This is a genomic window from Novosphingobium sp., assembly GCF_032093395.1.
Taxonomy (GTDB): domain Bacteria; phylum Pseudomonadota; class Alphaproteobacteria; order Sphingomonadales; family Sphingomonadaceae; genus Novosphingobium.
Map to the genome: position 1 here is coordinate 1 of NZ_DAMDBA010000014.1, position 15,198 is coordinate 15,198.

Sequence of the window (15,198 nt, forward strand, 5' to 3'; positions counted from 1 at the left end):
GACCGGCAGACTTGTGTTCGTCTCGGGGATTATCGTCCCAGCGGTTGGCGTTTCCAGCTTTCCTTCTAGTCTCGCGGCAACGAGGGAGAGGGCGCCATGGACAAGGCGATTGGGTCGGGACAGGCCGAGGAATGGAAGTCGGGCTGGACGCTGGTGCTGGCCGCATCGGTCGGCTTTTCCTTTTTCTCCGTACTACTGGCTGCGACCGGCCTGTTCATGGAACCGCTATCGCGCGAGTTCGGCTGGAATCGGTCGCTGCTCTCGGCCGGACCGGCCATCGCCACGCTCATCACGGCGGTGCTGTCCCCCTTTTATGGTGCTTTGATCGACCGGGCAGGATCGCGGCGGCTCGCTCTCCCCGGGATCGTTGCGGTGATGGCAGCGACGTGCGCCTTCGCCACCGCCAATGGCTCACCCGTGCAGTGGATTGCGCTCTGGGTTGTACTCGGCGTGCTCCTGACCACCATCAAGTCGACCATCTGGACGCTGGCCGTGGCCAGCATGTTCACGAAGGGCAGGGGCCTGGCGCTGGGCTTCACGGTTTCAGGAACCGCCCTCGCGCAGGCCATCGTGCCGCCCCTGGGCAATTTCCTGATCGAAGAAGTGGGCTGGCGCGGCGCGTTCGTGTGGTTCGGGCTGGGCTGGGGCGGTCTTTCACTGCTGCTCTGCTTCCTGTTCCTATACGATGCCCACGATCGCAACGTCCGTAGCGGCAAGGCACCCGCAAGCCGTTCCGGGGACCATCTGCCGGGGCTGACGCGGCAGGAAGCGCTGCGAAGCCGGCCGCTGTGGCAAGTGGCCGTCTCCACTTTCGTCGTGATGTTCCTGACGATTGGGCTTTCCATCCACCTTTTCCCGATCCTGACCGAATCGGGCGTGAGCCGCAGCAATGCGGCCTGGCTGACGTCGCTGACCGGCATCGCGGGGATCATCGGCAAGCTGGCGACCGGGGCTCTGCTGGATCGCTTCAGGCCCAACTGGATCGGCGGGTTGACGATGGGAGTCACCGCCGTGACTTTCTTCCTGCTGACCGTGGCGATGAGTTCCACGCCGGCGATCGTCATCGCGCTTTTGGTCAACGGCTATGCGGCGGGCACCAAGATGCAGATATGCGCCTATCTGACCGCTGGATATGCCGGAATGCGCCATTTCGGCGCGATCTATGGGATGATGTCGGCTCTGGTAGCACTGGCTTCGGGGCTGGGGCCGCTGGCGGCAGGCGCTATCTACGATCGGCTCGGCGGCTATGAGCCCTTTCTCTGGGCCGGAACCGTGGGCTGCCTGATCGGCGGCGCGCTCCTGGTGTTCCTACCCTCATATCCGCGCTGGGATGCCGCGGAATCGCAAGAGAAAGATCAGGTGGCCTGAACGCCTGGTTGAGCCGGGAACACGAGAACGCCCGGTCGGTTCCTAGACCTGCGATGACCAGCACCGACCCCAGTCCTCTAGATCCGCCATTCGGTATCGCGCCGCGTCACGACGGTGTGGGCCGGTTCGCGGTCTGGCGAACGCCTTTGGCGGTTCTGCTGATCGTCTGTGTGATCCTTGCGGCATTCACCGGCTGGCTGGGCGGAGGGGCGGACGAAAAGACCCGGTTCGATACGCCCCTGGCGACGATCGAATTAACGCATGCCGGCATCCTGCGCAGCGGCAACTGGTTCGAGACGCAAGTGCGGATAACGCCCAGGCAGACCCTGTCCGACTTGGTGGTGGGGATTGACGATCCTCTCTGGCGCGGGATGAGCATCGACACGATGGTGCCGGACGCAGAGAGTGCGACCGCGCTGGACGGTGTCTACGCCTATCATTTCGGCAAAGTTCAAGCCGGGCAGCCGTTCGTTCTGAAGTTCGACGGCCAGATCCAGCCCCGTTCGTTCAGGAGCCTGGAGGGCAACCTCCATATCGCCGATGGCCAGGCGGAAATTGCCACGATCCCGCTCCACCTGACGGTCCTCCCCTGATGGAGATCGTGATCCGCGCCTCGGTCATGTTTGCGATCATGTACCTGCTGTTGCGGCTGATGGGAAAGCGCGAACTCGGCCAAATGGCCCCCTTCGAGCTGGTATCGCTGATCGTGATGGGCGACCTCATCCAGCAGGGCGTTACGCATCAGGACTTCTCGCTGACCGGAGCGACGCTGGCCATCGTCACATTCGCGGGCTGGAGTTTGGTGCTTGGTCTGGTCGGCCACCATTCGACGCGCGCGCGCCGCATTCTGGAAAGCGCGCCCGTGGTGCTGGTGCGGGGCGGCAGCGTGATAAAGCGAAACATGGATATCGAGCGGATCGATCGCGACGAACTCGCAGCCGAGATGCGTCTTGCTGGCATAGCCCGGCTCGAACAGGTGGCCTGGGCAATCCTCGAACCGGAAGGCAAGATTTCCTTCATCCGTGCGGACGGACAGGATGTCGATCCTCGCCGGAATGAGGACGACCTAGCGGATTGATGCGAAAAGGGCCGGAAAGCGCATCCGCTTTTCCGGCCCTGATGCGTTTCAAATCAGGCCGCGATCTTGAACGGCTCGATTTCGCCCGAAAGGTAAAGCTTCTTGGCCTTGGCGCGGCTGAGCTTGCCCGAGCTGGTCCGCGGCAGGCTCTTGGGCGGTACCAGTTCGACCACGCAGTTCATGCCGGTGATCGAGCGTACCTTGTCGCGGATCAGGTCGCGCAGTTCGATGCGCTTCACCGGATCGGAGACGCGGCAGTGCACGAGCACGGCGGGAGCTTCCTCGCCATTGTCCGTCTCTACCGAGAACGCGGCGATGTCGCCATGGTTGAAGCCCGGCAGCTGTTCCACGGCCCATTCGATATCCTGGGGCCAGTGATTCTTGCCGTTGATGATGATCATGTCCTTGGCGCGGCCGACGATGAACAGGTAACCATCGGCCATGTAGCCCATGTCGCCGGTGTCCAGCCATCCGTCGACGAGGCAGGCCTCGGTCGCCTCGGGGTCGCGGAAGTAGGAATGCATGACGCTGATTCCGCGACACCAGACCTTGCCGATCTTGTGATCGCCGAGGCTCGCGCCGTTCTCGCCACGGATCACCACTTCCATGTCGCGCACGGGCTTGCCGCAGTTGACGATGGCGCGATAACGAGCCGGGCGGCTGAGATCGCGCGGAGTGCCGGAAAGGCGCTCTTCCTCGACCAGTTCGACGCGGATGCCTTCACCCGGCGGCATGATGGCGACGGCCAGCGTCGCTTCGGCCAAGCCATAGCTGGGCAGGAAGGCCGTGGCCTTGAAACCCGCGTCGGCAAAGGCGTTGACGAAGCTTTGCATCACGTCCGGACGGATCATGTCGGCACCGTTGCCGGCAAGGCGCCAGCGCGACAGGTCGAAGCGGTCGGAAACCGGGCTCTGGCTGGAGATGCGGCGGGCGCAGATGTCGTAGCCGAACGTCGGCGAGTACGAGATCGAGGTGCCCTGGTTGCGCGTGATCAGGTCCAGCCACGCAAGCGGACGGCGAGCGAAGTCCTCGGTCTTGAGGTAATCACCCGAAACCTGGTTGGCGATCAGTGAGAGGAAGCAGCCGACCAGGCCCATGTCGTGGTACCAGGGCAGCCACGAGATGCAGCGGTCGCCGTCCGCCAGTTCCATGCCGTGGCTGTGCGCGGCCAGGTTCGACATCAGCGAACGGTGCGTCACGGCGACGCCATGCGGGAAGCGCGTGGAACCGCTGGAATACTGCAGGTAGCAGATATCGTCCGGGCTGGCCTTGGGCAGCGCGACTTCGGGCGCATCCTTTGCGGCGAAATCGGCCCAGGTGGCATGATCGCAGCCCTGGCGCGTCGCGGCCTGGGCGGTCATCTCGGCGATCTCGTCCGGGCCGACCAGCAGCATCGGGTCCGAGCTGGAAAGCTGGACCGCAAGCTGCTCGATATAGTTGTCCTTGCCGCCGAAGCTGGTGGGCAGGGGCAGCGGCACGGGCCAGGCGCCCGCGTAGACGACGCCGCAGAACAGGGCCGCGAAATCGGCTCCGGTCTCGGCGATCAGGGCCACGCGGTCGTTCGGCTTCACCCCGCGGGCGATCAGCGCATGGGCGACCTTGATCGAATCCGCGCGCAGCTGGCTGAACGGATAGACCTGCTTCAGCGTGCCGCGCGGATCGTGGAAATTGAACCCGCGCTGGCCCTGCGCCGCATAGTCCAGCGCATCGCCAAAGGTGTCGAAATCGGCAAAGCGGCGGGCAAGCGCGTCCTCGTTCGGCGTGGCGACAAGTGCTTCGCTCGCTTGCGGCACCACGTTGATGGTGTCGTTCATTTCGTTCTAACCCGTTGTTGTTTTAACATGTATTCCTGCAGAAACCCGCGCTGCGTCCGGCTTTGACCGTACCGAAGGCAGCAAATCCGCACGACGAGGTTTCGTACGCTCTCCCCAATCCGAGCCGACTGTGGCACGAATAGGGCAAGATGTCCGTCAAGCGTCGCAATCCGCAACCCCTTACCGAACAGCGCCTTGAGGAATTGGCGCTCGCCTATGTCGCGCGTTTCGCGACGACGCAAGGGAAGCTGCGCGATTATCTGCAACGCAAGCTGCGCGAGCGCGGGTGGGCCGAGGAGGCAGACGGAGAGGCGGGCGGGCGGGACGCTCCCGACCTCGATCGTCTGATCGGCCGCTATGTCGAGCTGGGCTATGTGGACGATGCAGGATGGGCGCGTATGAAGGCGGGCAGCCTGCTGCGACGCGGTTACGGCGCGCGTCGTGTCGGCGAGGCGCTCGGCCATGCCGGGCTGGACGAGGAATTGCGAGAGGAAGTGCGCCCCGACGAAGCGGCCGAGCGGAGCGCGGCTCTGGTTCTGGCGCGGCGCCGGCGGTTGGGGCCTTTCGCGGCGGAAACTCCGGACCGACCGGCGCGGGAGAAGCACATCGCCGCGATGCTGCGGGCCGGGCACAGGCTCGATATTGCGCGTCGGATCGTGGAAGCCGACGATGTCGAGGTCGCGGAGCAATGGGTCCGATCGGCCGAAGGAGATTTCTGAATGCGTCGGATGACTATGGCCGTACTGTTCTTTTCGGCCATGCTGGCAGGGTGTTCGCCCGATGGCGCGCAAGCCGTGGACGAAGCGAGGACGGCAGCGTCGGGCGAGGCCGTTCCAAGTCATCCCGTTTCGGGGCTTCCGGTCGTTGCACTCACGATCGAATCGCAAGGTAAGGCGCATTCCTTCGCCGTCGAAGTGGCCAGCACCGAAGCGGAGCAGGCCAAGGGGCTGATGTTCCGCGCGGAAATGGCGGCGAACGAAGGCATGATCTTCCCGAGGAAGGCGCCCGCTCCGGCCGCTTTCTGGATGCGTAACACGGTGATCCCGCTAGACATCATCTTCATCGGCCCGGACCGGCGGATCCTGAACATCGGCGCGAATGCTCGCCCTTATGATGAAACGCCGGTGCCTTCCACCGGCCCGGTTATCGCCATTCTCGAGCTTAATGGCGGCCGCGCCGCCGAACTCGGACTCGCGCCGGGCGACAAGGTCTCGTGGAAAGAACCCGGGAATCGCATGTAGCCCTTGGCATCCCCGACGAACGGCGCTAACGCGCGGCTCATGGGAATCCTGTCCAAGATCTTCACCTGGTGGGACGGCGCCACCATTGGCACCTCGCTCTGGAGTTCGCGTAACGGCGAACACGTCGGCACCGACGCGCAGGGCAACAAGTACTATCGCTCGAAGTCCGCCAAGCAGCGCACGACCGAGGGATGGGACCGTCGCTGGGTCATCTACGCCGGCGCCAACGACGCCAGCAACGTGCCCTCCGAATGGCATGGCTGGCTGCACCACTCCTATGACGAAGTGCCGGAAAGCCATCTGGCGGCGCCCCGCATCTGGGAAGTGGACTATACGCCCAACGCCACCGGCACCGTCACGGCCTATCGCCCGCAAGGCGCGCTCGAGCGCGGCGGCAAGCGTGCCGCCGCTACCGGCGACTACGAGGCCTGGTCCCCGGAAGCCTGAGGGCGGCGTTCGTGAAGCTGGCCCCTTTCGGAAGACGCGTCGCTTTCGCCCCGCTTTCTGCCATTTCGCTTCTGGCCCTCTCGCTTGTGGCCGGCTGCGGCAAGGGTGAGCCGGCGCCCGAAGTGCAGGACACCAGCGTTCCTGACGCGATTGCCGGGATGCAGGCCGGTCCTGCCCAGGCCGCCAAGGGGCAGCAGATCGGTACGCCCAACAAGGACCGCGTGGTCACGCTGGGTGTCCTCAACAAGCGCAATAACCTTACCCAGGACCTGGTGATGAAACCGGGCGAGGCGCGCCGCATCGGCAACCTCGTGGTCAAGGTCGCCACCTGCGAGAAATCGCTCCCCTGGGAGCAACCGCAGGAGGAGGGTGCTTTCGTCCAGGTCTTCGTCGAGGAACGCCGCAGCGCGGCCGAAAAGCTCGGCTGGCGCAAGGTGTTCTCGGGCTGGCTCTTCAGGAACTCGCCAGCGCTGAACGTGGTTGAGCACCCGATCTATGATGTCTGGGTCAAGAACTGCGCGATGAGCTTCCCGGGTGAGGAAGCCTTGCCTTCTTCTGCGAAGAGCGCGGCGAAGGCTTCGGGCAATGCCAGTGCGGCGCCTGCCACTCCGGTTCCTGCGCCGACGGCAACGCCGTCTCCGGCCACGCCTCCAACCCCCGCTGTTGTTTCCGAGCCTGCCGCCGCCGACTGAGCCTGCTGCAAGAGCGCCAGATAGCGCTTCTGCGGCATTTCCACGGCGCCCAGGGAGGCGAGGTGCGGGGTCATGAACTGGCAGTCGAGCAAGGTCGCCCCGCCTAGTCGCAGCGCGGCCACCAGATAGGCCAGCGCGACCTTCGACGAATCGGTCGCTCGCGAGAACATGCTCTCGCCGCAGAATACCCTTTCGAAGCCGACCCCATACAGCCCGCCGACCAACTCGCGATGTCCGCCCCCTTCGTCGCGCCAGACTTCGAGGGAGTGCGCGTGGCCGAGGAAGTGGAGATTCTCGTAGCTTGCCTGGATGCGATGGCTGATCCAGCTTCCGCTCTCGTCGCCGTTCTCCATCTCCTGGTCGGCATCGCGATCGGTGGGGCGGGGGGCGGCGCAGGCTTCCATGACGTCGGAAAAGGCGGCGTTGCAAGTCACCGTATATCGCTCCCGCCGCAATGTCCTCGCCAGCGAATGCGACAGGTGGAAGCCATCGAGCGGGAGAATCGCCCGCAGCCGCGGCTCGATCCAGAAGATTTCAGGATCGTCCCGGCTGTCCGCCATGGGAAAGATTCCGCTGCGGTAGGCCAGCATGAGCAGGTCGGGCTCGATCATCGAAGGGGTGCGGGGCGCGTGCATGATGCTGCCGAAATCCTGATCCGAAGTGCGAGGCGTGCCGGCGTGGCCGGCGCTCAAGACCTTCGTCCGGTTCCCGAAAGCCTTGCGAATTCGGCTATAACGTGCCGCTTCCGGCCGGTAAAATGCAAGGGCGGCAAATAACTTGTCATCGCGGCCTGTAACCCCCTTGTAATCCTCTTCGTCTCCTTCTAGAGGCTCCCTCGCCCGCAGGAGTGTAGCTCAGTTGGTAGAGCATCGGTCTCCAAAACCGAGGGCCCACGGTTCGAGTCCGTGCACTCCTGCCAGCATGTCCTGAAACGCCCGCTACCGAATTGATCGGAAGCGGGCGTTTCGCGTTCCGTGCTGCAATTGCGATAAACGGAGAAGCACGATACCGTGCGTCCCTTGTCATTCGCGGCACTAGGCTTAGAGAGCCGCCTTTGGCGAATCGGGCGTCTGCGCGACCGTGGTCGACGGCCCGGACCAGAATCGTTCGGGGCTTTCTCGAGAAAGAAACAGGCGCTGATGCACGGAACCGCGCGACCGCAGGCGGAACAGATCGAACTGAACAACAGCCGATGGCGCGCCCTGTGGCAGCGCCTGGCCTTGCTGTTGGGACAGGACAAGGCCCTGGTTCTCGGTGTGGTGCTGTCGGCGGTGGCCGCCTTGCCCGCGCTGGTCGCCTGGGCACCGCAGATGACGGATTATCCCTCGCATCTGGCCGGCTACAAGGTGGCGCTCGATCATGGCGCCGATCCCTATCTGACCCGATATTTCGTGTTCAACTGGGAATGGACCGGCAATCTCGGCGTGGAATTGCTGATGGTGCCGATGGCGCCGCTCTTCGGATTGGAGCAGGCGGGCCGAATCATCGTGGCGATGATTCCCTTCCTCACCGGCCTGTCGATCGTAGCTGCTTGCCGTTCGCTTGGCCGCAAGCTGAGTGTCGGACCGATTCTCGCCTTCGCGATGATCTGGTCGCCTTCGCTCTTGATGGGCTTCCTCAACTACGCGCTTTCGATCGCGCTCGGGCTGTTCACCTTCGCCCTCTGGGTGAAGCTGGAGGACAAGCCCTGGCGCTGGGCACCCATGGTTCCGATCAGCTTCGTGGTGTGGCTCTGCCACGTCTCAGGCTGGGGGGTGATGGGCGTGATGCTGTTCGGCTACGAATGGAGCCGTCGTCGCAGCTGGCTCGACTGGCGCCCCTTCATCAAGCCTTGGCCGCTGATCTTCCCGCTTCTGCCGATGCTGGTGGGAATGGGTGCCAATTCGAAGGTGTCGTACGGGCGCTATGTGCTCGAATACAAGTGGGGCATCCTCTACAAGGCGATGCGTAGCTTCGATTTCTACTTCGATATCATCAGCCTGGATCTCGTGCTGCTGGCGTTGGGCTGGGCCCTGCTGCGCAAGCGGATCGATGGGCGCTTCGGTTGGGCGGCGCTGATCCTTCTGGTGTTGACGCTGATCGTGCCGCGCCAGATTTTCGGCGGAGACTATGCTGACTATCGTCTGAGCACCACCGCGCTATTGGTCGCCTGCCTGGCGATCGACCTGCCGATCCGCCGCTGGATGGTGGTGGCCGCAGCTTCGCTGTTCATCTCGCGCACGGCGGTGACGACGGTCGTATGGTACCAGGACGCGCAGACCGCGCGGCAACTCATCGCCGCGCTGGACCAGGTGCCGGAAGGGGCGCGCGTCGCCACCGCCGTGGCGATTCCGCGGATCCAGTGGCGCTTCGGGCCGTTCGAGCATTTCGGGTCCTATGCCGTCGTGCGTCGCAGCGCGATGGAGAATTCGAACTTCGCCTTGCCCGACGTGCACATGCTGTCGATGCGCGATCTGTCCTACCGGTTCGCCGATCCCAGCCAACGCATTCTCTATTCGCCGCGCCAGCACATCGACTTGCGCAAGTTCGGTCCGGCGCGGCACGCCGATTACCTGTGGTACATCGGCCGGATCAAGCCGGTCGCACTGCCGGATGGCGCGCGAATTCTCTATTCGAGCGAGAACTCGTTCCTTGCGCGTCTTGCCGATCCGTCGGCCCCGGGCACTTAAAAGCGCTCTCGGCAGACCTTGCAAATGGAGCGGGCCGAGGCTAAGTCCACGGTTCCTTCCGACATGAGGATCGCATCTGCCCCTCCCGGCCCCGGCCGGGGCGGCGATGACCCCTAGCCGGAAGCCGAGACTTATTTTTCTGCTCAGGCAGCAGGCAAGAGACGCGAGAACGACAGTCATGGCCAAGACCAGTCCCGGCGAATTCATCCGCCAGGTGCGCACGGAAACCTCCAAGATCTACTGGCCTTCGCGCCAGGAGACGGTGACGACGGCGATCTTCGTCGGGATCATGACGGTTTTCCTCGCGGTGTTCTTCCTGGGCATCGATGCGCTGTTCGGCTGGGTCGTCAGCTCGATCCTGTCGCTGCTGTGATCGCCTGAACTAGCTTACGAAGAGAGAATCATGGCCCGCTGGTACATCATCCACGCCTATTCCGGTTTCGAGAACAAGGTGAAGGAATCCATCCTCTCGGAAGCCGAGCGGATGGGGCTTTCGCAGCTTGTCGAGGACGTTCAGGTTCCGCACGAGACCATTACCGAGGTCAAGCGCGGCAAGAAGGTCCAGACCGAACGCAAGACCATGCCTGGTTACGTGCTTGCCAAGCTCGCACTGAACGACGACGTCTACCACCTCGTCAAGAACACCCCGAAGGTCACCGGCTTCCTGGGCTCCAGCGGCAAGCCGCAGGCGATCAGCGAGAACGAGGCCGCCCGCTACTTCGGCGCGGCCGAAGCCGCCGCTGCCGCGCCGCGCAAGACCGTGAGCATCGATTACGAGATCGGCGATTCGGTGAAGGTGCTCGACGGCCCGTTCGCCAGCTTCAACGGCCTTGTCGAGGAACTCGATTTCGACAAGAACAAGGTCAAGGTCGCCGTTTCGATCTTCGGCCGCGCGACGCCGGTCGAACTCGACTTCGAGCACGTCGAACTCAGCAAGTGATCGAAAGGCCGGGCAATCGCCCGGCCTTTTTCTTTGTGCGAAACGGCTAGGGCCTGCGGCCCTCTCGGGTCAGTCCGAAATCGGGTCGTACACCGTGAAGCGCACGCGAGCGCGCTCGACGAAGCCCAGCTTCCGGTAAAGCGCCAGTGCCGTCTCGTTATCGGCATAGCTGTGGAGCAGGGGGCACCGCCCCGAAGCGCGAATCGCGCCGGTCGCACGGAGAGACAGCAAGGCGGCGTAGCCCTTGCCGCGCCCGTCGGGGTGGGTGCAGACCCCGCTCACTTCGACATGACTGGCAGTCCGCACCCGCTGTCCGGCCATAGCCACCAAGCGTCCATTTTCGCGGATACCCCAGAACTGGCCGAGATCGCCAGTGCGCTCCGCAAAGGGGCCGGGCTCGGTGAGGAGGGCGAGTTCAAGCATCTCCGGATAGTCGCGCAGGCCGAGCGGGGCTATGCGCGGATCGTTCGCCGCGCGCTCGATTTCCGCCATTACGTCGTCGCCGCCTTCGAAGACCATCTGCACGCCCTCGGCGCCGCGCAGGATACGGGTGCCGGGAACGGGGATGTCCTCGGCAATGCCGACAAGGCCAAGCGCGGCAGGCCCGGTCGTGCGAACGAGGTTTCCGAAAGCTTCGAGGCTGTCCGGCGAGAGATCCCGGACGCCTGCGAGAGGTCCGATCAAGGGGTGGAAGCGCCGGGCCCGTGCCGTGCCAACGGAGAATTGTGCTTGTTCACCGGACAAGGCGATCCAGATCAGGTTGTCGAGTTCGTTTTCTGTCATATCGCTGCTGCCTATGGCCGGGGTGACAAGCAGCGGGAAGAGGCGAATCCAGCTCTTTCCTTTTGGATCGATCTGGGGTAGGGGCGCGCACTTCGTAACCGGCTTCGTGCCGGTGCGATTCCCTGCGGGAGGATGCCCCGGCGTCCGTAAGACCGCTAAACATGAGCATCTGCCCGGCAGGTGCGAAAGTGTGAAAGGAGCGGCCACATGGCCAAGAAGATCGAAGGTTACATCAAGTTGCAGGTCAAGGCCGGCAGCGCCACGCCGTCCCCGCCGATCGGCCCTGCGCTGGGTCAGCGCGGCGTGAACATCATGGAATTCTGCAAGGCGTTCAATGCCGCCACGCAGGAGCTCGAAAAGGGCATGCCGATCCCCACCATCATCACGGTGTATGCGGATCGCAGCTTCACGTTCGTCACCAAGACCCCCCCGGCGACCTTCCTCATCAAGAAGGCCGTGAACCTGAAGTCGGGCTCCAAGGAGCCGGGCAAGATCAGCGCCGGTACCGTCAAGCGCTCGCAGCTTGCCGAAATCGCGCAGGTCAAGATGGCCGACCTCAATGCCAACGACATTGATGCCGCCACCAAGATCATCGAAGGTTCGGCCCGCGCGATGGGCCTCGAAGTGGTGGAGGGCTGATTCCATGGTTAAGGTAACCAAGAAGCAGAAGTCGCTGACCGAAAAGCTCGGCGAAAACATGAAGCTCTACCCGGTCGCCGACGCGCTGCAGACCCTGCGCGACGTCAAGACCACCAAGTTCGACGAAACCGTCGAAGTCGCGATGAACCTGGGCGTCGACCCGCGTCACGCCGACCAGATGGTCCGTGGCATGGTCTCGCTTCCCGCCGGTACCGGCAAGACCGTTCGCGTCGCCGTGTTCGCCAAGGGTGACAAGGCTGCCGAAGCTCTCGCCGCCGGTGCCGACAAGGTCGGTGCGGAAGACCTCATGGACGACATGCAGGCCGGCAACCTCGACTACGACCGCGTCATCGCCACCCCGGACATGATGGGCGTCGTCGGCCGTCTCGGCAAGCTGCTGGGTCCGAAGGGCCTGATGCCGAACCCGAAGCTTGGCACCGTGACCCCGAACGTCACGCAGGCCGTGAAGGACGCCAAGGGCGGCCAGATCGAGTTCCGCGTCGAAAAGCAGGGCATCATCCACGCCGGTATCGGCAAGATGTCGTTCTCGGACGCCGATCTGCTGACCAACTTCAACGCGTTCGTCGATGCGATCGTCAAGGCCAAGCCCTCGGGCTCCAAGGGCAAGTACGTTCGCAAGATCTCGCTTTCGTCGTCGATGGGCCCCGGCCTCAAGATCGACACGACCGAGATCGCGGGCGCCTGATAGGCACCGGATCCTTCGGGATCACGCGAAACGGATAGAGGGCCGGGGGGAAACCTCCGGCCCTTTTTCGTTGCGGCGATCCCTGGTTGCGCGCCTTCGCCTTGCGCCCGGTCACCGGCGGGTGTATTTCTGCTGAACAACTGTTCAAAACGATAAAACTGGAGAGCGTGCCGCCATGGCCATCCGATTCGAGGACATTAAGGAACACATCGGCTCACGCGTCGTCTGGGACGACCGTTCGGATATCTTCACGCCCGAGGCGGCGCGTGCGATCCGGGCCAAGGTGGAAGAGCGCACCGTGGTGGTCTTTCCTGAGCTGGATCTCACCGATGCCGAACAGCTCGCGATCACGGGCGCCATGGGTGAGAAGGTGCGGCTGACCGCGCGGAACAATGTCCAGAGCAATGATGAGGACGTCTATCAGGTAACGTTGGACGAGAAGATCAATCCACAGCCGGAATATGTGCTGGGTACGTTCTTCTGGCACATGGACGGCATCACCGTGGACATGCCGCCGCCTTTCGCGACGCTGCTGTCGTGCCGCATTGCCCCTGCCATCGGTGGCGAAACGGAATTCGCCAGCACCTATGCCGCCTATGAAGGCCTTCCCGACGAGGAGAAGCAGGCGCTTGAAGGGCTGAAGGCCGTGCATTCGGTGCGGGCCAGCCTCTCGCCGATCGCGGACGCCATTCCCGAAAAGCATCGGGAGCGTGTGCTGGGCATCGGCCTGGTCAAGGAGCATCCGCTGGTCTGGACGCATGAATCGGGCCGCAAGTCGCTGGTGATCGGAACCACGGCGGATCACATCGTCGGCATGGAAGTTCCGGCGGGGCGCGCGATGTTGATCCGATTGCAGGAATGGGCTGCGCAGCCGGCGTTTTCCTTGCGCCACAAGTGGACCAAGGGCGATTTCGTGATCTGGGATAACACCGGCGCGATGCACCGGGCGGTTCCCTATGACAAGTCGACCGGGCGCATGATGCATCGCACGTCGATCGCCGGGACGGAGACAGTGGCGGCCTGACGAGAACCCTCGTCCCCGGCGCAAGTCAGGGGGCGAGGTTGGCTGCCGTGTAGCACTCGACGAGATAGGCCAGCGGACGACCATCAGGCAGCATAAGCATGGCTCTGTGCGTGGAAATGGTTCCCAACGGGCAGTTGAGCGCCGGGCCCGGCACGGTGGACAGGGGCCGGCGCCGAAATTTGAGGTCTGCGACCGCCTTGCCGAAAGGGATATCCGTCGTCCGCAGCTGCTCGTTCATCTGCGGCGTCAGCCTTTGCGGCACATACCAGTTCCACGCCACCGACAGCACCCTGGCGCCACAACTCAGGTGCACGTTTCGCATGACGATACGGTCACCTGGCGTCAGGTTAAGCGCCTTTTGCATTTCCGGAGCCGGTGCCTGATCCTGACCTTCGACAAGCTTTGCGGTAATTCGGGGCGAGGCTGCGAGACCGCGTGATCTGCACCATTCCTCAAGCGCCAGCGTAGCGCTGTCGTGACGGTCGAGCACGGCCTCGAACGCATCGAGGGTCGGCGGTGCCGGGCTCGTGGCGGAGATGGGGGAGCCCATCATCGCAAACATAGCGGCGATTCGGAAGGGAAGCGCATCGAGAGCCAATGCGTCAAATGCCGCCCGGTACCGCCGGACGGCCCATGGCCTCCAGCCCATGCACGAGAGCCCGCGTGCAGGCTGCGAGATCCTCCGCGCTGACGGACCTGATCACGAAGTTGGCACCGGTTCTGCCTTCCGCCCAGAACGGGTAGGAGCCTATCTGGCAGGTTTCATGCGCCTTTTCCGTCTGGCGCAACAGTTCGGAGACTTCGCTTTCGCCTACCCAGCACCCGACCGTTTCGGAGAGCAGCCGGGCGCCGCCTTCAAGCTGGCCGGAAAGCGCATCGAGCATGCCGGCGGTTATGCTGGGCACGCCGGCCATGATGAACACGTTCCCGCAACGGATGCCGGGCGCACCGGTGTAGCGATTGGGGATCAGCCCGGCACCTTCGGGAGTACGCGCCATGCGCAAGCGTGCCTCGGTAAGCCCGCCGCGCGTCTCGTAGTAGGTTTCGAGAATGGCGCGGGCTTCGGGGTGGACGATGACCGGTACGCCAAGCGCCTCGGCAATGGCGTCCACGGTGATGTCGTCGTGGGTAGGGCCGATGCCGCCCGTCGTGAACAGGTAGTCGTTGCGGACCCGTAGCGTGTTCACGGCCTCCACGATCGCGGCGGTCTCATCGGCCACCACGCGAACTTCCTTCAGTCGAATGCCTTGAACCTGAAGCCAGGATGCGACTTGCGCGATGTTCTTGTCGTGCGTGCGACCGGAAAGGATCTCGTCACCGATGACGACGAGGGCGGCGGTGTAGATTCGCAAGGAGTCGGCCATGGCGCATGGCTAGGACAAACGGGACGTTACCGCCAGTCGCGCCTGCAAAAGGTTGCTGCGAGGCCATCCTCACGCACAAAAAAATGGGCCGGTCCGAGGACCAGCCCTTTTGGAAGTTTTTTGGGAGAGGATGCCTGAAAGGCCCGATCCTTATGCTCGCGGAAAGGTTTTGCTGCAAATGCGAAAAACTTTCCTAGAATTGCGTTTCATGCAACTCATCGCTAGGGCGTTGGGAAATCGGACTTGGGCTGAAGGGCGCAACTTTCCAAATTTGCATCCGGCTGGGTTGTTACACGTGACTGATCGTCAACTGCGCCGTCGGAGGATATCGATTTTGGGCGGGTCGTATGCACTCGATACGTGTGGCGGCCGCACCCCTCTCCTCCAAAATTTTCCAACAAAAAAAAGGGCCGGTCCGAAGACCAGCCCATGA

17 protein-coding genes, 1 tRNA gene and 1 pseudogene are annotated in these 15,198 nt (G+C 63.5%); 14 read left to right on the plus strand and 5 right to left on the minus strand.

Annotated elements, in window-relative coordinates:
* The first annotated feature begins 96 nt into the window (after nt 1-96).
* From RT424_RS07415 to RT424_RS07425, 3 genes are read left to right on the plus strand one after another with little or no spacing between them, the layout of a single operon-like run.
* On the plus strand, nt 97-1,368 hold the full coding sequence (locus tag RT424_RS07415) for an MFS transporter (protein WP_313435824.1): 1,272 nt from the start codon (nt 97-99) through the stop codon (nt 1,366-1,368).
* 8 nt (nt 1,369-1,376) lie between these two features.
* Nucleotides 1,377-1,961 carry a hypothetical protein gene (locus RT424_RS07420; protein ID WP_313435826.1) on the plus strand — a complete coding sequence of 195 codons (585 nt, stop codon included), beginning with the start codon at nt 1,377-1,379 and terminating at the stop codon, nt 1,959-1,961.
* Nucleotides 1,961-2,446 carry a DUF421 domain-containing protein gene (locus tag RT424_RS07425; RefSeq protein WP_313435828.1) on the plus strand — a complete coding sequence of 162 codons (486 nt, stop codon included), beginning with the start codon at nt 1,961-1,963 and terminating at the stop codon, nt 2,444-2,446. The genes RT424_RS07420 and RT424_RS07425 overlap by 1 nt, the downstream gene beginning before the upstream one ends.
* Nucleotides 2,447-2,499: 53 nt before the next feature.
* Here the strand turns inward: RT424_RS07425 and RT424_RS07430 are convergent, their stop codons facing one another.
* A complete protein-coding gene (locus tag RT424_RS07430) occupies nt 2,500-4,260 on the minus strand; it encodes a fatty acyl-AMP ligase (protein ID WP_313435830.1) in 1,761 nt (586 codons plus the stop codon).
* Between the two features lie 149 nt (nt 4,261-4,409).
* Here RT424_RS07430 and RT424_RS07435 point away from each other — a divergent pair, with 149 nt between their 5' ends.
* The 4 genes and pseudogenes from RT424_RS07435 to RT424_RS07450 all read left to right on the plus strand — a co-directional run.
* Nucleotides 4,410-4,979 (plus strand): RecX family transcriptional regulator, encoded by a 570-nt coding sequence (locus RT424_RS07435; RefSeq protein ID WP_313435832.1) that lies wholly within the window; start codon nt 4,410-4,412, stop codon nt 4,977-4,979.
* Nucleotides 4,980-5,501 carry a DUF192 domain-containing protein gene (locus tag RT424_RS07440; protein WP_313435834.1) on the plus strand — a complete coding sequence of 174 codons (522 nt, stop codon included), beginning with the start codon at nt 4,980-4,982 and terminating at the stop codon, nt 5,499-5,501.
* A gap of 39 nt (nt 5,502-5,540) precedes the next feature.
* Nucleotides 5,541-5,948, plus strand: coding sequence for an NADH:ubiquinone oxidoreductase subunit NDUFA12 (locus RT424_RS07445; protein ID WP_313435836.1), 408 nt, complete (start codon nt 5,541-5,543; stop codon nt 5,946-5,948).
* Between the two features lie 275 nt (nt 5,949-6,223).
* Nucleotides 6,224-6,406, plus strand: a pseudogene (locus RT424_RS07450) (DUF2155 domain-containing protein); the annotation flags it as partial.
* Between the two features lie 35 nt (nt 6,407-6,441).
* On the opposite strand, the gene aat reads toward RT424_RS07450, so the two are convergent.
* Entirely contained in the window at nt 6,442-7,275 is an 834-nt protein-coding gene (aat, locus tag RT424_RS07455; RefSeq protein ID WP_313435973.1) for a leucyl/phenylalanyl-tRNA--protein transferase, read from the minus strand.
* A gap of 208 nt (nt 7,276-7,483) precedes the next feature.
* Here aat and RT424_RS07460 point away from each other — a divergent pair.
* The 4 genes from RT424_RS07460 to nusG all read left to right on the plus strand — a co-directional run bounded on the left by RT424_RS07460 (nt 7,484) and on the right by nusG (nt 10,249).
* Nucleotides 7,484-7,559: transfer RNA gene (locus tag RT424_RS07460), tRNA-Trp, on the plus strand.
* Nucleotides 7,560-7,779: 220 nt separating this feature from the next.
* Nucleotides 7,780-9,309: a hypothetical protein gene (locus RT424_RS07465; protein WP_313435838.1), complete on the plus strand. Its 1,530-nt coding sequence runs from the start codon at nt 7,780-7,782 to the stop codon at nt 9,307-9,309.
* A gap of 178 nt (nt 9,310-9,487) precedes the next feature.
* Entirely contained in the window at nt 9,488-9,682 is a 195-nt protein-coding gene (gene secE / locus RT424_RS07470; protein WP_086493495.1) for a preprotein translocase subunit SecE, read from the plus strand.
* A 30-nt stretch (nt 9,683-9,712) separates the two neighbouring features.
* Nucleotides 9,713-10,249, plus strand: a complete 537-nt coding sequence (nusG, locus tag RT424_RS07475; RefSeq protein WP_313435843.1) for a transcription termination/antitermination protein NusG — start codon at nt 9,713-9,715, stop codon at nt 10,247-10,249.
* Nucleotides 10,250-10,318: 69 nt separating this feature from the next.
* Here nusG and RT424_RS07480 read toward each other — a convergent pair whose 3' ends face one another.
* Nucleotides 10,319-11,032: a GNAT family N-acetyltransferase gene (locus tag RT424_RS07480; RefSeq protein ID WP_313435845.1), complete on the minus strand. Its 714-nt coding sequence runs from the start codon at nt 11,030-11,032 to the stop codon at nt 10,319-10,321.
* A 207-nt stretch (nt 11,033-11,239) separates the two neighbouring features.
* Here RT424_RS07480 and rplK point away from each other — a divergent pair, with 207 nt between their 5' ends.
* From rplK to RT424_RS07495, 3 genes are all read left to right on the plus strand, one after another.
* Entirely contained in the window at nt 11,240-11,671 is a 432-nt protein-coding gene (rplK, locus tag RT424_RS07485; protein ID WP_021232774.1) for a 50S ribosomal protein L11, read from the plus strand.
* Between the two features lie 4 nt (nt 11,672-11,675).
* Nucleotides 11,676-12,377 (plus strand): 50S ribosomal protein L1, encoded by a 702-nt coding sequence (rplA, locus tag RT424_RS07490; RefSeq protein ID WP_313435848.1) that lies wholly within the window; start codon nt 11,676-11,678, stop codon nt 12,375-12,377.
* 175 nt (nt 12,378-12,552) lie between these two features.
* A complete protein-coding gene (locus RT424_RS07495; protein ID WP_313435850.1) occupies nt 12,553-13,401 on the plus strand; it encodes a TauD/TfdA family dioxygenase in 849 nt (282 codons plus the stop codon).
* A 25-nt stretch (nt 13,402-13,426) separates the two neighbouring features.
* Here the strand turns inward: RT424_RS07495 and RT424_RS07500 are convergent, their stop codons facing one another.
* On the minus strand, nt 13,427-13,954 hold the full coding sequence (locus RT424_RS07500; protein ID WP_313435852.1) for a hypothetical protein: 528 nt from the start codon (nt 13,952-13,954) through the stop codon (nt 13,427-13,429).
* A gap of 49 nt (nt 13,955-14,003) precedes the next feature.
* On the minus strand, nt 14,004-14,765 hold the full coding sequence (locus tag RT424_RS07505; RefSeq protein ID WP_313435854.1) for a molybdopterin-binding protein: 762 nt from the start codon (nt 14,763-14,765) through the stop codon (nt 14,004-14,006).
* Nucleotides 14,766-15,198 lie beyond the last annotated feature (433 nt).